General features: G+C 46.5%; 17 protein-coding genes. 6 read left to right on the forward strand and 11 right to left on the reverse strand.

What is annotated here, in order from left to right; genetic code table 11:
• Positions 1–83: 83 nt before the first annotated feature.
• Complete coding sequence (locus AC0VYI_RS23405) at positions 84–1,379, forward strand: MFS transporter (RefSeq protein WP_475445959.1); 1,296 nt, start codon at positions 84–86, stop codon at positions 1,377–1,379.
• 85 nt (positions 1,380–1,464) lie between these two features.
• On the opposite strand, the gene AC0VYI_RS23410 is transcribed toward AC0VYI_RS23405, so the two are convergent.
• On the reverse strand, positions 1,465–2,865 hold the full coding sequence (locus AC0VYI_RS23410; RefSeq protein ID WP_475445961.1) for a M20 family metallopeptidase: 1,401 nt from the start codon (positions 2,863–2,865) through the stop codon (positions 1,465–1,467).
• Between the two features lie 107 nt (positions 2,866–2,972).
• Between AC0VYI_RS23410 and AC0VYI_RS23415 the strand changes: the two genes are divergently transcribed.
• Positions 2,973–3,875 carry a LysR family transcriptional regulator gene (locus AC0VYI_RS23415; protein ID WP_475445963.1) on the forward strand — a complete coding sequence of 301 codons (903 nt, stop codon included), beginning with the start codon at positions 2,973–2,975 and terminating at the stop codon, positions 3,873–3,875.
• Between the two features lie 10 nt (positions 3,876–3,885).
• Here the strand turns inward: AC0VYI_RS23415 and AC0VYI_RS23420 are convergent, their stop codons facing one another.
• Together AC0VYI_RS23420 and AC0VYI_RS23425 are read right to left on the reverse strand one after the other, a co-directional pair.
• Complete coding sequence (locus tag AC0VYI_RS23420) at positions 3,886–5,265, reverse strand: sigma-54-dependent transcriptional regulator (protein WP_475445965.1); 1,380 nt, start codon at positions 5,263–5,265, stop codon at positions 3,886–3,888.
• Positions 5,252–7,180, reverse strand: coding sequence for an ATP-binding protein (locus AC0VYI_RS23425; protein ID WP_475445967.1), 1,929 nt, complete (start codon positions 7,178–7,180; stop codon positions 5,252–5,254). Before AC0VYI_RS23425 ends, AC0VYI_RS23420 begins: the two co-directional genes overlap by 14 nt.
• A gap of 373 nt (positions 7,181–7,553) precedes the next feature.
• Between AC0VYI_RS23425 and AC0VYI_RS23430 the strand changes: the two genes are divergently transcribed.
• The 4 genes from AC0VYI_RS23430 to AC0VYI_RS23445 all read left to right on the forward strand — a co-directional run bounded on the left by AC0VYI_RS23430 (position 7,554) and on the right by AC0VYI_RS23445 (position 11,184).
• Positions 7,554–8,975, forward strand: coding sequence for a cytochrome ubiquinol oxidase subunit I (locus AC0VYI_RS23430; RefSeq protein ID WP_475445969.1), 1,422 nt, complete (start codon positions 7,554–7,556; stop codon positions 8,973–8,975).
• Positions 8,972–9,970 carry a cytochrome d ubiquinol oxidase subunit II gene (cydB, locus tag AC0VYI_RS23435; RefSeq protein WP_475445971.1) on the forward strand — a complete coding sequence of 333 codons (999 nt, stop codon included), beginning with the start codon at positions 8,972–8,974 and terminating at the stop codon, positions 9,968–9,970. Before AC0VYI_RS23430 ends, cydB begins: the two co-directional genes overlap by 4 nt.
• A gap of 1 nt (position 9,971) precedes the next feature.
• Entirely contained in the window at positions 9,972–10,106 is a 135-nt protein-coding gene (locus AC0VYI_RS23440; RefSeq protein WP_475430060.1) for a hypothetical protein, read from the forward strand.
• A 181-nt stretch (positions 10,107–10,287) separates the two neighbouring features.
• On the forward strand, positions 10,288–11,184 hold the full coding sequence (locus AC0VYI_RS23445; protein ID WP_475445973.1) for an EamA family transporter: 897 nt from the start codon (positions 10,288–10,290) through the stop codon (positions 11,182–11,184).
• Between the two features lie 143 nt (positions 11,185–11,327).
• Here the strand turns inward: AC0VYI_RS23445 and AC0VYI_RS23450 are convergent, their stop codons facing one another.
• The 8 genes from AC0VYI_RS23450 to AC0VYI_RS23485 form a co-directional block, all read right to left on the reverse strand.
• The gene (locus tag AC0VYI_RS23450) at positions 11,328–12,182 is read right to left on the reverse strand and encodes an alpha/beta hydrolase (protein WP_475445975.1); all 855 of its coding nucleotides are present in this window, start codon (positions 12,180–12,182) and stop codon (positions 11,328–11,330) included.
• Positions 12,183–12,460: 278 nt separating this feature from the next.
• Positions 12,461–13,087: an RraA family protein gene (locus AC0VYI_RS23455; protein WP_475445977.1), complete on the reverse strand. Its 627-nt coding sequence runs from the start codon at positions 13,085–13,087 to the stop codon at positions 12,461–12,463.
• A 47-nt stretch (positions 13,088–13,134) separates the two neighbouring features.
• A complete protein-coding gene (locus AC0VYI_RS23460) occupies positions 13,135–13,971 on the reverse strand; it encodes an ion transporter (protein WP_199478127.1) in 837 nt (278 codons plus the stop codon).
• A gap of 171 nt (positions 13,972–14,142) precedes the next feature.
• Positions 14,143–15,564, reverse strand: coding sequence for an aldehyde dehydrogenase family protein (locus AC0VYI_RS23465; protein ID WP_475445979.1), 1,422 nt, complete (start codon positions 15,562–15,564; stop codon positions 14,143–14,145).
• A 13-nt stretch (positions 15,565–15,577) separates the two neighbouring features.
• A complete protein-coding gene (locus AC0VYI_RS23470; RefSeq protein WP_475445981.1) occupies positions 15,578–17,020 on the reverse strand; it encodes a flavin-containing monooxygenase in 1,443 nt (480 codons plus the stop codon).
• Positions 17,021–17,030: 10 nt separating this feature from the next.
• The gene (locus AC0VYI_RS23475; protein WP_475430067.1) at positions 17,031–17,789 is read right to left on the reverse strand and encodes an SDR family NAD(P)-dependent oxidoreductase; all 759 of its coding nucleotides are present in this window, start codon (positions 17,787–17,789) and stop codon (positions 17,031–17,033) included.
• A gap of 58 nt (positions 17,790–17,847) precedes the next feature.
• Positions 17,848–18,810 carry a carbohydrate kinase family protein gene (locus tag AC0VYI_RS23480; RefSeq protein WP_199478123.1) on the reverse strand — a complete coding sequence of 321 codons (963 nt, stop codon included), beginning with the start codon at positions 18,808–18,810 and terminating at the stop codon, positions 17,848–17,850.
• Between the two features lie 10 nt (positions 18,811–18,820).
• Positions 18,821–19,804 (reverse strand): ABC transporter permease, encoded by a 984-nt coding sequence (locus tag AC0VYI_RS23485; RefSeq protein WP_475430068.1) that lies wholly within the window; start codon positions 19,802–19,804, stop codon positions 18,821–18,823.
• Between the last annotated feature and the right edge of the window lie 9 nt (positions 19,805–19,813).

A 19,813-nucleotide genomic window follows, 5' to 3' on the forward strand; every position in this document is an offset into this window, starting at 1 on the left:
ATGAATAATTGTGCAAACCTTGATGACTCCCTACTATCAAGGTTTAGCTAAATTAATTATAAAAATACTGCGGAGCCATATCCATGATGAATACGCATGTGGACGTTGATACCCCCCTCTCGAATAGAACAATCTCAGATAAGAAACTCGTCAAGTTGGTTGTTGCCTCTTCCATTGGTAATGCGTTGGAATGGTTTGATCTTATCGCTTATGCTTTTTTTGCACGTACCATTTCTAAGCTCTTCTTCCCCACAGACAATGCCACCCTATCACTGATGTTGGCCTTGTTTGCCTTTGCCATGTCGTATTTAATTCGCCCTCTTGGTGCCGTTGTCATTGGTAACTATGCAGATAAAGTTGGTCGTAAATCCGCGATGTTACTCACCATTTGGCTGATGATGGCAGGCACATTTTTGATCGCGGTAATGCCGACGTATCAAACCATTGGCCTGCTTGCACCAATCGGTATATTAGTCGCTCGTTTATTACAAGGTTTTTCCGCTGGCGGAGAGTTTGGTAGTGCAACGGCGATGTTGGTAGAACATTATCCTGAACGCAAAGGCTTTATTTCGAGCTTTATGTTTGCGAGCCAAGGGTTGAGTGGATTGTTAGGTGCAGGATTTGGGTTGCTATTAACCACCACACTGACCACAGATCAACTTGAAAGCTGGGGGTGGCGTGTTCCTTTTATTTTTGGCCTTTTAATCGGTCCAATTGGCTTGTATATTCGCCGACATATTGAAGAAGCTGGAGAGTTTTCACAAAGCAAAGAAGAGAAAATCCCTCTCGTTGAACTGTTTTCCTCCAACAAGCTTGGCATATTACTCAACATTGGTGCCATGGTTCTGTCTACATCCGTGACTTACTCCATCATTTTCATGCCGACTTATGCGACAAAATACCTTGGTCTAAGCAATTCGATTGGCTATGGTGGCACGCTAATCAGTTATACCGTACTTATGGTACTCACCCCTTTTGTGGGGATTTTATCAGACCGTATTGGCCGCACCCGCTTAATGATGGCCGCAGGCTTACTCTTTTTTATTAGTGTTTGTCCTGTGTTTTTCTTACTGTCCCATCACCCAACATTGATTATGCTCGCAAGTGTTTTATTCTGGTTGAGTATTTTAAAGTCCCTGTATTTTGGCGGCTTGCCTGCCTTGATGTCAGAGCTTTTCCCTACTCGCGTTCGCGCGACGGGTATGTCGCTTAGCTATAACATCAGCACCACGATATTTGGCAGCTTTACGCCCTTTCTATTGGTCTGGACGATCAGCGCAACTGGAGATGAGCTAGCCCCCAGTTATTACTTGCTCTTCACCAGTTTTATTAGCTTGATGTCTCTTATGGCGATCCGTAAGTACTTTACAATACGCTAAGCCCATCATAAGGCGCCATAAAATAGGCGACGTCATAGTGAGGTCGCCTATTTTAGGATGGTGCAGATATTGATATTTGTTATCTCTAATTAGGCCAGTGCTCACCAAGATCCCAAAACACCCCAGCGGCTGATAACAGCCCTTGTTTTACAATACTCTCCAGAAGATGTTCATCTGGCGCGTGCTGCTTACAGGAAGGATAAGAATGAGGCATCCAAACCGTCGGCAATGCTAATACATCGGCAAAGCAGTGATTCGGAATCGTGCCGCCCAAGTTGGGTAATACAGTGACCGTTTGCCCCAACGATGTCTCCATCGATGTTTTCACAAATCCGACCCAAGGATGAGCTGGGTCCAACCGTGTTGCATTGTAGCCTCCTTCATAAAGGACTTTCACATCCCCTAAGCCCTGCTCTTCAAAAAAAGCAGTCAAATTAGCCACCAAGTTTTGCCAATCGGTTCCGGGAACAATACGTAAATGACACACGGCTTCGGCGACATTTGGAATAACACCAATAGGCTTATTAATATCACCCGCCCCCAAAGCAATCACTTCAAGTGTATTGCAACCAAATAAACGCTCGCCGTCGCTCAATTGAGCCTCCCCCCATTGATCATTCAAAACAGGATCATTCGCACCACCACCAATGGTTAACTCGCGCATCATCTCTGCGGCAACACCATCAGGCAAAGGCGCCCGTAAACAGGTAGCGGTGAGGCGACCATCAGCGGTTGTTAAGCTGGCTAACGCATGCTGTAAACGTATGGCAGGGTTGGTAATAACACCACCCCAGTTTCCAGAATGACGATCACCGTTGCCCGTTTCACAACGCAATCGAAACTGACAAACACCACGGGAACCTAAAAATATCGTTGGTATTTGGGCATTAAGACGGGGGCCATCGGACGCCAAAAACACATCAGCTTGCAACGCGTCTTTGTGCTCCCGACAAAAATGTTCCAATCCTTTTGAGCCAATTTCTTCGCTCATTTCGAACAGCACTTTGATGTTGTAACCCAGTTTACCTTGGCGCGCCTCAAGAACAGATGCTAGCGCCATAAGATTAATAGTGTGCTGGCCTTTATTGTCCGCCGTGCCACGACCAAAGATTTGCTCACCAATCTGCGACAATGTCCACGGATGCGTACCCGCTTGCCACAATTCCGCCTGCCCATTCGTGACGTCTCCGTGCCCGTAAGTTAACAGTGTTGGTAACGCATCGTCTTCGATACGCTTGGCAATCAATAAAGGCGGGCAAGATTCGATAGGATTCGGGTAAATCTCACAGTCAAAGCCCAGCGCCTCTAAAGTGGGTTGAATCTCTTCAATAAGGTAGCGATGCAAGTGACTACTGGCCTCAGGGTTTTGGCTTTCAGTAGGAAAACGAACACGGCGTGTTAACGTGTCTATAAAAAGCCCCTCTTCTAGCGTCTGCGCAGCGAGTTGCAATGCCAATTGTCGGCCTTGACTGGAAACATCACTCATTTTTTCTCCCAAAATATCGCTTTAAATACGACATTTAGCTTAAGATGGGAGAAGCTTTACAACAATTATTAATTATATAACCGAGGCTTCGATAAAGTAGAAAGCTGATGCACGATATATCACTCAAGTACTTTCATGCCGTCGCTAAAGCGGGCTCTCTGTCTGCCGCATCAGAAGAACTGCATGTGGCCGTTTCGGCCATTAGTCGCCAAATAACCCAATTAGAAGAAAAGCTACAACTGCCGCTTTTTGAACGCAAAGCCAGAGGCATGTCACTCACCACAGCAGGCGACATTCTCTATACTTACTCGCTGCGTAATGCCTTGGAATTTAAAAACGTCTTGGCAGAAATGAAAGGCATTAATAATATTCAACAGCAGTCCATTGCGCTGGCATGCCCTGAAGGCATGGCATGGGACTTTTTACCCCATGCGGTTGCCCAGTTTCGCCATGCCTACCCAAGCGCTCGTTTTTCGATCCAAGTCGTCGGTTCCAGTAAAGCCACGCAACTGGTCAAAGAGGGGAAAGTGGATGCCGCCCTAACCTTCAGTTTACAACCTGAGCAGGGGGTAGAAGTCACATTACAATGCCCTTCCCCCGTGGTGGCATTATTATCTAACAATCATCCTTTGGCTGAAAAAGCCTTTCTTAACATCAAAGATTTAACCGAATATCCTTTGGCATCTTCAGAGCCCGGCACAACTTTAAGCTACTTACTGGATATAGCCTGTCACGTTGAAGGCATCCAAATGGCACCTGCACTTACCAGTAGCACAGTAGGAACAATTTATACCTTTGTCGCAGAAAGTAGCGACGCCATTTCCTTATGTGGTGAACTCACAGTGGCTCGTCGAGCCAAACACGATAACCTTGTTATTCGCCCCATACATGCTCCCTCACTAATGCAGAGGAGCTTACAGGTGCAAGTAATGTCACGCCGTAAACACTCTATCATTGTGCGCTACTTTTTAACCTATTTAAGTGATCTACTAACACAACAAACACAGTGATATAAATACACTACAAGCCATAGCGTTCAATTTTTTTTAGCAACCCTTGCCGTGATAATCCTAGCTGACGAGCCGCTTGACTACGATTATCATCACTCGCGTCTAGTGCTTGACGTATTAAACGAATTTCCAGTTCACGAACCTGCTCTTCTAAAGTCTTGTCGTCCGGCAATAAATTATTGGCGATCGCTAATTGCTCCATGCTTTGCTGTGCAGACGCATCAGGATAAAGCAGTTGAATATCCTCTAAGGTAATGCGACCTTGTGGACAGATGGATACCACGCTGTCTAATGTGTTTTTTAGCTCTCGTACGTTGCCGGGCCATTGTTGACGACGAAACCACTGCATCGCCTCGGTTGTGAGTTGTAACGCCTTTGACTGCTGGGACTGTAGGCGTTGTAAAAAAGTCTGTAACAGGATAGGCACATCTTCCAGCCGTTCCGCCAATGCCTGTGTTTCGATATTCACGCCCTTGATTCGATAATACAAATCCTCTCGAAAGGAGCCATCACGAACTTTTTCAACCAAATCCGCATTGGTTGCCGAGATCACTCGCACATCAATGTGTTTTTGTTCACGACCACCGACGGGGAAGAACGTCCCTTCTTGCAAGACTCGTAACAGTTTCACCTGCATAGGAAGCGGCATTTCACCAATTTCATCCAAGAACAAAGTGCCCTTATCCGCCAGTGCTAATAATCCCTCTTTGTCTTTCTCCGCGCCGGTAAAAGCCCCTTTCACATAGCCGAATAATTCACTTTCTAACAGTTCCGCCGGAATCGCCCCACAATGCACTGAAATAAAAGCATGATTGGCTCGCAGGCTAGCATCGTGCAAAGCGCGGGAGATCACTTCTTTCCCAGTACCAGAAGGCCCTGTCACCAAGACCCTTACATTGGTCGGCGCAATACGTTCAATCAACGCTCGAACTTTCTGCGCGTTTGGGGAGAGACCTAAATAACTCGCAGCCCCCGTCGGCTGCTGAGTAGACTGTTTAAGCTGGCTAATTTCACGTTCCAATGTGGTTTTCGTAATGGCTCGACGTACCACAACGGCTAACATATCAGGGTCAATTGGCTTAGCGATAAAATCCCATGCACCAAGGGACACCGCTTTCAAAGCCAGCTCTCGATCCGCATTGCCAGTAATGATAATCACTGGGCGGCCCTCAAAATCCGCCATGGACTCCAAAGTAAGTTGCGGATCAAAGTGTGGCGGCATGGAAAGATCCAACAGCACTAAATCGGCATCAAACGAGGCCAGCACCGCACGGGCTTCATCCAACGTCCCCGCACCTTGAACCTCATAATCTTGCCTAGTCAACCAACGACCCGCTAATTCACGAAAAGCTGGTTCATCATCCACTAAAAGTATTTTATTGGTTGCCATAGATTTCATCCGTTGTTGATACTGATTGTTTATTAGATTGGGAACAGGGAAGGCTGAGTTCAAATGTCACTGGCCAGCCGAGATCGTTTCTGTGTTGAATCTCACCATGATGCGCATCAATTATCCGTCGAACAATGGCGAGTCCCAGCCCACTGCCCCCCGCTCGTTTCGTCACAAATGGCTGAAATAAAGACGTTTGTAACGACGTATCTATCCCAGGCCCATTATTATGTACTCGTATCTGTACAAACTGTGCGTTCACCGTTTTCGCGGTAATCCGCAAGCGAGGATTCGGTTGGTTGCGCAAAAAAGACACCGCATTATCAATTAAATTGTTGAACACTTGTTGCAGCCGCTGGGGATCGGCTTCTAGCACTAGGTTCTCTTCAATCTCCATATCCCATTGGATTCCTCCCAACTCGGTTTGCGCCAACATATCTTGGATCAAATTTCCTAGTGATATCGAAACGGGTTGCAGTGACAGTCCACCTGAATACACCAACATATCACTGACCAAACGGTCTGCACGTTTTAACTGCGTCTGGATATGTTGACGAATGTCGGAAGGCGTATCGTAAGCCGCCATGGCGATAATATTGAGGGGATTACGCAACTCATGGGCCATGGCTGCCGACAAGCCCCCAAGCTCCACTAAATGCTTCTCGTCTGAACGTTTTCGCTCGGCTTCGGCCAGAGCCAGTGAGCGCTCCAATAAGCCACAACTGGTCGAAAATAAAGAGCCAAACACCTCGGCGCTCAAGCGCATTCCTGGACTGGTATCGCCCCATCCAACAAGGCTATAGTGCCAACCGTTCTCTCCTCGAGAGACAGCCAAAGAAAGCCCTCCTTCCGTGTGTGCATTAAGCTCAAGAAGAGAAGGAATGTTTAAACGAATCAACACACGGTGTCTTATCTGTCGTGAGAGTAAGTGTTCACCAATTTTCACTAGCTCTTGCCAATCTTGAGCCTGGTTGAGTTGGGTAGACCAGGTTTCTAGGACGGTTTCATTAAGCGCCGCACCTGGGTAAATCAAACGGGAGATCAGACGACTCAGCGGTTGGTAAAGCAGTGTGGCAAGCAGTACAACCACCAAGGAATAGAGCCAAAGTTGCCAGCTAGGTACATTGGCTAACGCCTGTAATCCAAGGCGTCCGGACACCACACTGATGACGGCAATCAAGCATAAAATGACCAACATCATCGCGACCCAGAGCAAGGCGCGGTTAGCGAAGGCATTCACGGCTAAAATTTGATAGCGCACCACCGCATAGACTAGCAAGAGCAAATAAGTCGGCAGTAAGAGCATTGGGTAAGGAAACCAGCCAATACCAAACGAGGGGAAAACAAAACTGGTCGCAAGTAATAACCCCCAGGCACCAACGCCAAACATAGCTAAAATCGAGCGGCGCTTATTGCCTTTATGTCGATACCAGCCATATAACAAGACCCCATGAGCCAATACCCCCAATAACACGGTGTACACCAAGTTTCCAATGCCACTGCGGGTAAAAATGAAGAATGAATCCACTTGCAAGGTTTTGGTCGACGCACCGCCTTGTATCCACCAGCTCCATAGCACCACGACAACACTCGCCACATAAAACCACGGAATAGACTGTGACAAGCGCGTTAACCAAGGGGTTTGTGCTGGTCCCGAGTTCACAAAACGAATAGCAAAGTGCAAAAAGAAAGTCGGCATAAAGGGGTTGGCTAGGATGATACTCACCCCCAGCACGTCATAGCCTTGCAACATAGCCACATGACCAAAGCACCAAATGGCCATCATAATGGCAAATCCGGCTAGGGCTTGCAGATCGTGTTGCTTTCGAGCCCGCCATAATAACCATGCTCCGACCAAGAGGCCGCATACGCTGCATAACAACATGGCAATTTCGAGCATCAAAGAAAATGTCATTGTAAACCTCGTTTACACCTAAACAGAACAAAAATCGTAAACATTGTTTACATCTATATCAAGCATGAATTTTTTCTTCTTATATTTCATAAGGTTAAAGACAATTCACAGACTGGCATGGGCTTTGCTCTATGCAGAACAAATAAATTGATTTATCTCAATACTTCTTTAACTAATAGGATAGCCACCATGAATAATGCTTCTTTTATGACCGAAATCATCGCTTTTTTCATCATCATTTGCTTGGCAATTGCGCCGCTTGCGATCAAAGAATTGTCTAATAAAAAGTCTTAATTCACCGTTCACATCCTAACGGATAAGCCAAGGTTTTAAGGGGCTTATCCTCCAGTTCACTGCTTTATTAGGTCAATATATGGAACATCTAAACACTGAGATGCTATCGCGAGTGCAGTTCGCCTTTACCGTTAGCTTCCATATTATATTCCCCAGCATCACCATAGGGTTAGCGACCTTGATTGCGATCTGGGAAGGGTTATGGCTTAAAACCCACGACCCTCGCTATTTGCAACTTGCCAAGTTTTGGATTAAGCCTTTCGCCATTACCTTTGGTATGGGCGTGGTTGGCGGCATTGTTATGTCTTACGAATTTGGTACCAACTTTTCCAAATTCTCTGAGATAGCGGGGCCGGTGCTTGGTCCACTCTTAGTATACGAAGTACTGACGGCCTTCTTCCTTGAAGCCGGTTTCTTAGGTGTCATGCTGTTTGGCTGGCAACGGGTTGGACCAAAAGTACATTTCATCTCGACCCTTGTTGTGGCAATTGGTACCTGGATATCCGCTACTTGGATCATGGCAGCCAATTCCTGGATGCAAACCCCAGCGGGCTACAAAATCGTCAATGGCGTGTTTCATGTAGATAGCTGGATGGATGTTATTTTCAATCCATCCTTCCCTTATCGCGTTACCCACATGTTGTTGGCTTCGTTTATCACCGCCTGCCTATTGGTCGCTGGTGTGAGTGCTTTTTACTTATTGAAAAAGCAACACACGAACTTCGCCAAAAAAGGCCTATCCATGACCATGTGGATGTTGCTGGTGTTGACACTGGTTCAAGTAGAAGTGGGCGACCAATCAGGGCTTGAAGTCAAAGAACATCAGCCTGCCAAACTCGCCGCTATAGAGGGAATTTGGGAAGCAAAAGAGAGCAACGTTCCTTTACTGCTCTTTGCCATCCCTAATATGAAAACCGAACAAAATGATTACCAAGTCGGAATCCCGCATTTGGGCAGTCTCATTCTAACGCACTCTTTTGACGGCGCCGTCACAGGTCTTAAAGCCTTCCCTAAAGAAGACCGACCATACGCCCCCTTGGTATTCTGGTCGTTCCGCGTCATGGTTGGTTTGGGCATTGGTATGGTATTGATTGCATTAGCGGCTTTGGTATTGCGTCGCAAAGGCAGATTGTATGAAAACAAATGGTTTTTACGTGCCGTGGCGTTTTTTACGCCAATGGGGGTCGTTTCTACCATTGCAGGCTGGTATGTTGCCGAAGTGGGACGTCAGCCCTGGGTGGTTTATAACCTAGTTCGTACCGTCGATGTGGTGTCTCCATTGCCCGCACAGCGTGTCCTTTTTACCTTGATCGCCTTTGTTATTATCTACAGTTTATTGGGGCTTGTTTACTTGTACTTCATGCGCAAACTCATCCGCAAAGGGCCACCCAAAATGGCCACGCTTGAAAAGCAACTTATTGGTATGAATGCGCCAGGTTACGCCCTTGCTTGGGTAAAAAACCTTAAACATGAAGATCATCATCCAGAAGGAGAGAAATGATGGATTTAACCTTATTTTATTTCTTGGTTCTAGGCTTTGCTATCTTCATGTATGTCTCTCTAGATGGCTTTGATTTAGGTATTGGCATCTTATACCCCTGGTTCGATAAACCAGGGGAGAGAGATCATCTAATGCAGTCCATCTCACATGTATGGGATGGCAACGAAACCTGGATGGTGATGGGTGGTGCACTGTTATACGGCGTCTTTCCAGCAGTGTATGGCACATTACTGTCAACCTTGTACATCCCTTTGATGTTGATGTTGTTTGCCTTGATCTTCCGGGGTGTCGCCTTTGAATATCGCTTCAAATCTGATCGTTCTCGTGCCTATTGGGATCTTTCCTTTAGCGCCGGTTCTGCGATTGCCGCTTTCTGCCAAGGACTCATACTGGGCACCGTGGTACAGGGTATTCCAGCAGACTCCAGCGCCTTTTCCAGTCTGCATTGGATCACGCCCTTTACGGTCTTCACGGGCTTTGCAGTCATGGCAGGCTACGCCATGTTAGCAGCCTGTTACTTATTTATGAAAAGTCGCCACGATATCCAAGCCCATGCGGCCAATATTGCCAAAACGCTATTGATCACCGTACTGATTGCCATGGTTGTTGTCAGTGTTTGGACTGTTCTTACCCAGCCTTATATTTATCAGCGCTGGTTCTCGGGTATGAACTTTGTTTATCTTGCACCTTTGCCTTTGCTCTGCCTTGTTGCTGGGGTGATCTCATGGAAAGACCTTCACAGTCATCGCCATGAGTCCCGCCCTTTCTGGTGTGGCATCTTGCTCTTCTTGCTTGGTTTAGCAGGCTTAGTTATCAGTATTTTCCCATACATGATTCCGCAACAACTGACCTTGTGGCAAGCCGTCTCACCTAAAACAACCTTAGAGTTTGTCTTGCCTGGGGTGTGTATTTTTATTCCGACTATTTGCCTCTACACCCTGTGGGGATACCGCATCTTTTCAGGCAAAGTAGAGGATTATCAGGAGGGTTATTAATATGTTAAAAGCATTAAAAGCCAAAACCGATAAGCTAAAGCCTTGGCAGTGGTTTTGCCTGCTGTATTTAGGTGGCTTTATCGGCATCGCCATTCTGTCTCAAGTGATGAATCTGGCCATATTATTGTTTATTTAAAGATTTCGAAGGACGTAATGTATCGTTCGTTTTCAACCGCAAAGGCTGCCACTGGTAGCCTTTTTTATGATGAAGCCTTAATCTGTCTGTCACATTATTCGCCAATCTGTACATAGGCAAGTTAGTGGAAACATCGTAGAATCCCCCTCTATTTCTCATACCTGCTAAAGGGATTTACCGCATGACCCGTAAAGATATGCTGTTGGCACTGGCAATTATCATTGCATGGGGCTTAAATTTCGTCGTCATCGCTTGGGGGCTAGATGGCCTGCCTCCCATGTTACTGGGCGGGTTGCGTTTTTTGATTGTCGCTGTGGTCGGTTCTTTCTTCTTCAAACGCCCCAAGACACCAATAAAATGGTGGTTTTGGTACGCTTTACCGATCAGTTTCGGACAATTTGCTCTATTGTTTACCGGTATGAAACTTGGCATGCCAGCAGGTCTCGCCTCTTTGGTTTTACAATCTCAGGCCATTTTCACCCTACTCTTTGCCGTGCTTTTCTTAAAAGAGTCTGTTCGTCCCTATCAGTTACTCGCCATTGCTATCTCTGCGGGTGGTTTGGCTTTTATTGCCCTATCGAACAGTCATCATGAAATGACGGCCATCGGTTTTGGTTTAACCATAGCTGCCGCCAGCTCTTGGGCGTTGGGCAATATCAGCACCAAGATCATCGGTCAAAAAGGCTATCACGCCAACGTTAACTTGGTCATTTGGAGTTGTTGGATTCCGCCCATCCCCTTCTTTCTTTGCTCTTGGTTTATCGACGGTCCAGAGGTGATCACACACAGCTTACTGAATATTAACTGGTCGACTGCAGCAACCTTAGCCTATTTGTCTATCTTCGCCACAGTGGGAGGTTATGGTTTATGGAGTTATTTGATGTCCCGTTATTCGGCAGCCACCATCGCACCACTCAGCTTAGGCGTGCCAATTGTTGGCTTAACGTCTTCGGCGATTTTATTAGGCGAAACCATTAGCCCCATGCAATGGATTGGCATCACCCTCGTACTATTTGGTTTGCTGATGAACACATTCGGTGGGCGCTGGCTAAAAAAAATCAGTCAGCGTACCGCTTAAACGTCCTTTTGCAACAAAAGAGAAATTCATCCCTTCTAGCTTGTTGCACGTCGATTTTATCCGTGAGGCGTGCAACGTAAGCCTGCCAATCGGCAATCTGAGTCACTACGCTATTAAGCTACCGAACCACCCCAAGCTAAGGTCTACATAGAGGACATATCAAGTATATCCTTTAGTAACATCCCATCAGCTTTATAGTAGTGGTCGAGTACACTATAGTGATCTACATTAGGTACACTTGCATACTCAACGTCAAACCCCTTGCTCGATAAATGACTAGCATAAACCTTAGATTGACGATGAAACTCTTCAGACTCCAACGCCCCCACTCTGATTTTTACTGGAATAGGATAATTCGCTTCTAGATGAATAGGACTTAAATCCTGTAGGTCACGTTCAGACAATTGCAACACTGGCTGCAACCATGAGTGCGGAAAAGGCCTTAAATCAAATAGCCCGCTGACCGCAAGCGCCCCTTTAATCACATCCCTTGGTAAGCCATACTCACCTTCCCAATCTGTTGCCAATAGCATCCCGACCAAATGTCCACCAGCCGAATGCCCAGAGATCGAAATGCGATTTCGATCAATATCCAGTCGGTCAGCGTTATGCCATGCCCAAGCCACTGCGGATCTCACCTGGCGAACAATCTCGGACATGCTCACTTTAGGACAAAGGGAATAATTAACGATCAGTGTCGTGACACCCGCCGGCACCAGCTGACGAGCCACCAAGGCAAACTCTTTACTGCTACAGGCTCTCCAGTACCCTCCATGGATAAAAATATGCAAACGAGCTTTTGACTCTGCAGCTTTAAATACCTCTAGGTGCTCATCTAAAGTAGGGCCAAATGCTAGCGTTTCCGGTGCTCCCAATACATCACATGTGTCATCACTTTTTTTCGCAACACCGGATAAAATAGAAGCGGCATCCTTACCTAACATAGGGTTATATTGCTCATCTATTTCATGCTGACTGTTAAACTTTTGATACAACATTTGTCACTCCGAATATCGAACTAGGACATAAACTCAGTTCAACATTACCACTTAAAAATACGGAATCAGAGTCAAAGAAAGTGAAGGTATAAAGGTAACTAATAACAATGCAAGTCCGCAGTTCGGCACTTTTATTAGACGGAACCACCCGCCTGTACAATGGATTGACCTTGTCCTCATACTGCTTGGTTTACTGATGAACACATTGGGTGGGCATTGGGTGGGCATTGGTTGGCTCGTCGTCGAGCCAACCAACTATAAAACGATCTTTCTTTACTCTAACTCTGTGCTTTGCAAGCGGAGATAAGCGACGCTATCTTCTGCTGATGGGCTTGTTGCCAGTCGGCTAAAGATTGCTCACTTTCTTTCGCCGTTTTGGCCTCAACTTTCGCTAATATCGCGTCCACCTCATCAGCTTTAATCACGACAATCCCCTCTTTGTCAGCGACGATGATGTCATCGTTATTGACGGTGATGCCACCGCACTGGATGGGCGTTTTCAGTTCCCCTAGCCTGGCTTTTTTACCCGGTTTTGGAACGTTCCCCCGTGCATAGACAGGGAACCCCATCTCGCGAACCTCTGCCACATCGCGAATCACACCATCGATAATAAAACCGCTAATACCGCGTTCAGCCGCCGTCGCACAGACATTACCACCAGCAACCGCAAAGCGACTGTCGCCAGCGTCAACCACCAGTACCGACCCTGGCGGCGCTTGATAAATAGCGGCATGCACCATCAGGTTATCACCAGGCTCACATTTCACAGTGAAAGCTCTGCCGACTAATCGTGGCGCTCCAGACCATAGCGGTTTTATGCCAAAGTCCATAAACGCATCGTCCGCAAGAAAATCAGCGTAGCTACAGGTAGAGAATGCCATTAACTTAGAGAGATCATCTATCATTTTATACGTCACCTTCTTCATAATTCGAGAGGTTTACAGGCCCTTCGTTACTTGTGCTCATCATTACCTTGCTGCGCGTCTAGCTTATCGGCTAGGCGTGATACTTGGGCTTGCAGTTGAGAGATCTGTTCCACCAGGGCTTGGTGGTTATTTTCTTGATTTTCCTGATCCTGTGCGGCGGTTTCTCGTGTCATGACATCCAAAACCACACCCACCATCATGTTTAAAAACACAAACGCGGTCAGAAAGATAAAGACAATATAGAAAATCCAGCTCAGTGGATAAACTTCCATTGTCTCGTACATGACATCCGTCCAGTCTTCGAACGTGGCAATACGAAATAAGGTCAGCATGGAGATCGCAATGTTCCCCCAAAGCTTATCATTCACTCCTTGAAAAAAGATCGACCCCACAGCACCGAATATATAAAAAATAATAAACATCAGCAATGCAATGTAGCCCATCTTCGGAATGGCTTTAAACAGAGCGTTAATAAGAAAACGCAGATCAGGAATGATGGAGACTAAACGTAATACCCGAAAGACTCTCAGCAAACGTGCGACCAACACCATGTCCGTGTCGGATATCGGTACCAAACTACCGACCACAATCACTATATCAAAAATATTCCAAGGCTCTTTGAAAAAGCGCACTTTGGATTCGCTAGCCAAAAAACGCAAACTGATTTCCAAGAGGAAAAAGACGGTAATAAAGGTATCAAGATAGTTAATGGCTTTATCAATGCCATAGGGTAACGGGTAGGTTTTGGCGCCCACCGTCAACGCGGCAACAACAATAACACTGATGATAAAACCTTGAAAAACAACACTTCGTTCGACGCGTTTTATTGCGTCAAACCAGGAATGAGTACGACTGATTTCCATTGAATGCTCTACCTACTATGCCCAAGAATACCTGTCTTAAAGACAAGCAAGGCCAGTGTAAGTTCATCAACATAAGAAGAAAAGAAGTGCTAGATAAAAAAGCCCACCGTAGAGATGGGCAAAACCGCTGGGGGAGGAAACAGTATGCTTGAGAAGTGATTTTTTCAGTGTTTAGCCCCAACCCGCTGTCGATTTAATTTCAAGATAGTCGTGCAGTCCCCATTTACCATGCTCTCGACCATTACCTGATTGTTTATAGCCACCAAAAGGCGCTCTCGCATCCCAGGCTGCATTATTTATCCAAATCGATCCGACTCTTAAACGTCGCGCAATATAGCGTGCTTTTTCTAAGTCAGGACACTGAATGTAGCCAGACAGTCCGTATACCGTATCGTTGGCGATACGAATCGCCTCATCAGTATCTTGATACGAGATTAGCGTTATTACTGGCCCAAAGATTTCCTCACGCTCTATTAACATGCCAGGAACCACATCAGCAAAAACGGTGGGCTTGATATAGTAACCTGAATCCAAACCATCAGGTCGGCCCAGTCCTCCACTAACTAAGGTCGCACCTTCTTCAATGCCAGACTGAATCAAAGACTGTATGCGAGTAAACTGCAGTAGGTTAACAACGGGGCCAAGGCTCACATCTTGTTCTGGATGACCAACCGTATGCGCTTCAGCGGCTTCTTTGGCGTATAGCTTAGCTTGTTCCATTTTGTCAGCCGGGACCAATAAACGCCCCGGCGAACGACAAGCCTGACCACAGTTCACAAAACAAGCCCCGACCCCTTCGAATATCGCCGTTTTTAGGTCGGCTTCTGGAGTGACAATATTAGCCGATTTCCCCCCTAACTCCTGTGCAACTCGTTTTACTGTTTGTGCAGCGGTTGTCGCCACCGCGATACCTGCTCGGGTCGAGCCCGTAATAGATATCATGTCGACATCAGGGTGGGCGGACAAGGCTTCACCAGCAACTTCTCCATAGCCCGTTATGTGGTTATAAACCCCAGCAGGGAATCCCGCTTCTTCAATAAGTTGGGCAAACAAAAGCGAGGATAACGGTGAATACTCCGATGGCTTTGCTACTACTGTACAACCGGCTGCCAAGGCCGGAGCGACCTTGACCACCAACTGATTCATCGGCCAGTTCCAAGGCGTGATCAAACCACATACACCAATTGCCTCGTAAGACAACTGAGTATCGCCTTGCATAGTTTCCAGTTCTAATTCATCCAATGCATCAATCGCAGCTTCAAGATGAGCACGTCCCACCCAAGCCTGAGCATCTTTAGAAAAAGACAATACCGTCCCCATTTCTTTGGTCATCAGCGCAGCAATGTCGTCGTATCGCTCGTTATAGAGTGCTAATAATCGACGCAGAAGCGTCAGTCGTTCTGCTTTACTGGTTAATTGCCATGCATCAAACGCCTGTCGTGCGGCTTGAACAGCGGCATTCACATCCTGTTGATTAGCCATCGGAATGTCATAGAGAAAGCTTTCGTCTGCAGGATTAATGAGTTTATGCTTTTCCGTGCCATGCGGTGCTACCCAGTGACCATTAATATAAAATTTGTCGATATTGTTCATAGCAGTTTCCTTTTCAACGCAAAGACGTGGGTTTTAAGCCGAAACGCATCGACTCTTGCTGTAATTGCTCATAGGCATCAGGCATGGCATCTGGCCCCACTAATTTAAAGGTCAAGGCTGTCACCGGATGATCATTAATCAGTGTTGCCACTTGTTCAGAGACTTTTCCTTCAGGGTCGGAACCATTCAGGCGAGCAAATTTAATCGTCTGCACGTGTTGATATAAATCTTTACCTTTCGAGTTCACACTGTCTTTGCAAGCGGAACGGAGGGTCTCTTCATCTTGAGGATTCAATCCACTCCAACTGTAGGCAAGATATCTGGCCTGCTGTTCAAGCACGGGTAAGTAAGGGCCAATTTGCCCCCATAGGCCCATGAATGCTAAGTTCGGTACATCGGGATGGAAGGTATGGTTTGCTAAGGTAATGTGTTTACTGGACAGTTCTAGCTGCTGCCGTAATTCCGTACTTAGAAATGGCAAGTTCAACTTATAACCCGTGCCAAAGATAATGCCGTCAAACTCTGCTTGACTACCGTCCGTGAAATGGACGACTCGGCCTTCCACTCTGGCGATCCAAGGTTTGCAAGTAATCCTATTTTCTGCGATCAAATGCAAAAAATGCTGACTGCCCGTAGTACCTGCAACACGAACATCTTCATCAGGCTCTGGCGCACCATACCAAGCAGGGTTACCAGAGTATTTCAGTATAAATTCACGGGTCTCTGCGGCCCACGCTTCAGCACTTGCCTGTTCTTGCCAAAGTGCCGCACGACGAGTAAAGGCAAAACACTCAGTAGGCGTTCCCGTAATCAACTTAGGCATGACATAGCGCTGGCGGCGCATGGTCGTTGTCACACTTTCAGTCCCCAGCATGGCTAAATCTGACGCAATTTCTAACGAAGAGATATTGCCTCCAGCCACCAGTACTTTTTTCCCTCGGTAGCGCTCTGGGTCGTCATAATGAAACGCGTGAATCACACCACAATCCCCTGAAAATTCAGCTAATCCCTCAATATTGGGGATGTCAGGATTGTTATAAGCCCCTGTTGCAATCACCACTTTATCAAAGGTCTTCTGTTCCACTTCACCATCATGATCGAGTTCAAGATGCCATGTACTATTCACTCGAAATAACGATGTAAGGCGCGTATTGGTGTGAACCACGCCGGCTAAATCAAATACGTCCAAATACTCTTTTAAGTATTGCTGGATATCAGTGTTTTTCGGAAACAGGGCAATATCGTCTCCATGATCAAGATCAGAAAAACGCGTCACCATTCTCGCTGTATTAGTGCGCATTTGAGGCCACACACCGGAATTAGGGTTCATACAGGCCCACTGTCCACCAACTTCACTATAGCTTTCATAAATCACCGGGGCGAAACCTTGAGATTTCAAATAGCGAGCAGCCGCGATGCCACTTGGGCCTCCCCCAATAATTGCTACCGATTCCATAATGACCTCCTTAGTGAAAATAAATCCCACCGCAAACATTCAGTGCTTGCCCAGTCACAAAAGAGCTTAGGTCAGAGGCAAAAAATACCGCTGGGCCAACAATATCACTTGGCTCACCAAGACGTTTAAGTGCTGCGACCTCCTTCCAATGATTAATCGCCTCCTCAGACCCCAGATTATTCTTACCCATTTCCGTTAAAATGATACCTGGGCAAATAGCATTGACGGTTATACCGTCCATGCCCGTTTCTTGAGCATAAACACGAGTTAAGGTGACCGCTGTCGCTTTCGTTGCAGCATAATGCCCTTGTGTTGGCACACCTTGTCGAGCCGCAATCGACGCAATATTGATAATCCGTCCATTCTTCCGTTGTCGCATCTGAGGCAAAACCGCATTGGTCACAAACAATAGGCCTTTGCCGTTAACAGCAAAATGCGCGTCCCAATCGCTTTCGCTAAGCTCTTCCAACAATGATGGTTTAAGAATGCCAGCATTATTCACCAACACATCAATATGCCCTGCCTGCTTCGTCGCTTGGGCCACCATGTTCTCCACTGCACTCTTATCAGTAATATCAACGCCAAATAGCCAACATTTACGACCTAGCTTTTCGATCGCAGACTGGACTTCACTTAAGCCTTTTGATTCACGCGGCAAATCGCAAATAACCACATCTGCCCCATGCTGAGCGACCCCTTCCGCAAGCGCTCGGCCTATTCCTCGACTGGCCCCTGTCACCAAAATGACTTTATTTGTTAAATCAGACATAACGAACCTCTTATTCTTGTTTTAAAAATAGTCAACACTTAGTGCGATTCTGGTATTGCTAACATGGCGCTTTAAGCGTTTTTAACGGCCAGCTATTCATTGCATGCAAAGTATCGTCAAAAGAAATCAGCTTGCCATCAGAGCCCAGCCCCATCGCCACTTTGGCCGCTACGGCACCAGCAAAACGGACACTCTCTTGCAGCGTCCAGCCTTTGGCTAATCCCACGATGACACCTGCGGAAAAACTATCGCCACACCCCGTGGTATCCACAACCTCAATGTCATGGGCCGCTAAGGAAAAGGGCAAACCTTGGTCTGGATCAACATATACGCCTTCCGACCCCATAGTTAAAATGACATTCTTCACGCCTCGTTCTTTAAACCACCTAGCAACCTCAATAGGCGATGCCAAGCCAGCCATAGCCGAGGCTTCTTCTATAGAAGGAATGAAATAATCAATATAAGAAAGTAAGGGGAGAACCAGTGCGGTGGTTTCCGGTGTCGCTTGGATTAAATCGAATGTGGTGATACGGCCAAGTGCTTTCGCTTTTTGCATAAAATTCAACGTGTTGACGCCATCGAATGTTTGCAGTAACCCTGTACCACCAATATGAATAATGTTAGCGTCCAGCGCCGCTTCCATATCTTCTTCAGCCACATCAAACGTTGCCGCAGTTCCAGGTACATGTAATGCTGGACGCTCACCATTCGGCCGAACCGGTAAAATGGTTGCGGATGTTTGTACGCTGTCGTCACGTCGAACCAATGCTGTATCAAGACCAAACAGGTTCATCTTATTGATCAAGAAATCGCCCATTTCGTCGGTACCAACGGTACTCACCATGCGCGTATTTAACCCCAAAATGGCACAGTCAACAGCGGTCGCGGCGGCGGTCCCTGCCACGGTCATTCGTATTTGCTCGATAAAATCAGCGTGTCCACCTTCGGGAATACGACTCACTGGGTAGCCTAAAATATCAAGAACAGCAAAACCCACAGAACTCACATCAAAACTTGGCATTTTATTCCCCTTATTCCGTACGTTTACGAAGACCAAAAGACAGTCCCAGCACGATGAAGACCAGTACACCGATGCCCACTTGTTGCCAGAAGAAATTCCAGCCAACCAGTAACAACCCATTTCTCAACATTGCCAAAAGCAACACACCTAAAATCGTTCCGAAGACAGAAGGCTTGCGCTCCTTACTAATCGCAGTTCCGATAAAGGTAGCCCCAATAGCATCAAGCAAAAACGCGTCGCCAGCCAACGGGACATAAGAACGCACCGTCGAAGAAAGCAAAATCCCTGCAATACCGCAAAGTACAGAACATGAGACAAACACTAAGGTAAGTTGCAGCGGCACACGAATACCTGAATATTTGGCCACACCGGCTTGAGCCCCTAAGGCATTCACATAACGACCAAATTTCCCTCTGTGTAACGCTAAATACACTGCCACAATACAGGCGACAAGCACCCAAACAGGTGTTGGAATACCAAACAAAGACGTACCAGTAATCGCATCAAACGGTGCCGAAAAAGCGCCTGTTGTCAGATAGATTGGGGATCCGCCATGTGTGGCTAGTTGCTGTACGGACTTACCAATAAACAACACACCTAATGTCGCTAAGAAAGGGTCGATTTTGAGTTTATTTATCAACAGGGAATTGGTTAGCCCGACACAAGCCGCTATCAAAATGCCGACAATGACAGCCAAGACGGCGTTAAAACCAGCTCCAATCATCATGATAAATGCCATTGAAGCAAGGTCAATGGAAACACCCACCGACAAGTCAATGCCACCAGCAGCAATCACAATAGTCATTCCCAATGATACGATAGCTAGCAGCACCACTTTATTGGCGATCAAATTCGCAAAGTTATCAATGCTTAAAAAACCATTAGCCACCACTGAAAACACAACAAATATACAAATAAAAGCGACATAAACAGCATAATTTGAAAGCAACTCTACTGAGAGTTTTGGGGCAAAATTCTTATTATTAACAGTCATATTGTTTCC

This window comes from Marinomonas sp. 63XJN7_9_ISO-PGPR-S23-217 (assembly GCF_056173515.1).

Excerpts from the sequence above, each read along its gene's own strand:
- AC0VYI_RS23405 (WP_475445959.1), top strand. The coding sequence starts at position 84 with ATGATGAATACGCATGTGGACGTTGATACCCCCCTCTCGAATAGAACA.
- AC0VYI_RS23410 (WP_475445961.1), bottom strand. The coding sequence starts at position 2,865 with ATGAGTGATGTTTCCAGTCAAGGCCGACAATTGGCATTGCAACTCGCT.
- AC0VYI_RS23415 (WP_475445963.1), top strand. The coding sequence starts at position 2,973 with ATGCACGATATATCACTCAAGTACTTTCATGCCGTCGCTAAAGCGGGC.
- AC0VYI_RS23420 (WP_475445965.1), bottom strand. The coding sequence starts at position 5,265 with ATGGCAACCAATAAAATACTTTTAGTGGATGATGAACCAGCTTTTCGT.
- AC0VYI_RS23425 (WP_475445967.1), bottom strand. The coding sequence starts at position 7,180 with ATGACATTTTCTTTGATGCTCGAAATTGCCATGTTGTTATGCAGCGTA.
- AC0VYI_RS23430 (WP_475445969.1), top strand. The coding sequence starts at position 7,554 with ATGGAACATCTAAACACTGAGATGCTATCGCGAGTGCAGTTCGCCTTT.
- cydB (WP_475445971.1), top strand. The coding sequence starts at position 8,972 with ATGATGGATTTAACCTTATTTTATTTCTTGGTTCTAGGCTTTGCTATC.
- AC0VYI_RS23440 (WP_475430060.1), top strand. The coding sequence starts at position 9,972 with ATGTTAAAAGCATTAAAAGCCAAAACCGATAAGCTAAAGCCTTGGCAG.
- AC0VYI_RS23445 (WP_475445973.1), top strand. The coding sequence starts at position 10,288 with ATGACCCGTAAAGATATGCTGTTGGCACTGGCAATTATCATTGCATGG.
- AC0VYI_RS23450 (WP_475445975.1), bottom strand. The coding sequence starts at position 12,182 with ATGTTGTATCAAAAGTTTAACAGTCAGCATGAAATAGATGAGCAATAT.
- AC0VYI_RS23455 (WP_475445977.1), bottom strand. The coding sequence starts at position 13,087 with ATGATAGATGATCTCTCTAAGTTAATGGCATTCTCTACCTGTAGCTAC.
- AC0VYI_RS23460 (WP_199478127.1), bottom strand. The coding sequence starts at position 13,971 with ATGGAAATCAGTCGTACTCATTCCTGGTTTGACGCAATAAAACGCGTC.
- AC0VYI_RS23465 (WP_475445979.1), bottom strand. The coding sequence starts at position 15,564 with ATGAACAATATCGACAAATTTTATATTAATGGTCACTGGGTAGCACCG.
- AC0VYI_RS23470 (WP_475445981.1), bottom strand. The coding sequence starts at position 17,020 with ATGGAATCGGTAGCAATTATTGGGGGAGGCCCAAGTGGCATCGCGGCT.
- AC0VYI_RS23475 (WP_475430067.1), bottom strand. The coding sequence starts at position 17,789 with ATGTCTGATTTAACAAATAAAGTCATTTTGGTGACAGGGGCCAGTCGA.
- AC0VYI_RS23480 (WP_199478123.1), bottom strand. The coding sequence starts at position 18,810 with ATGCCAAGTTTTGATGTGAGTTCTGTGGGTTTTGCTGTTCTTGATATT.
- AC0VYI_RS23485 (WP_475430068.1), bottom strand. The coding sequence starts at position 19,804 with ATGACTGTTAATAATAAGAATTTTGCCCCAAAACTCTCAGTAGAGTTG.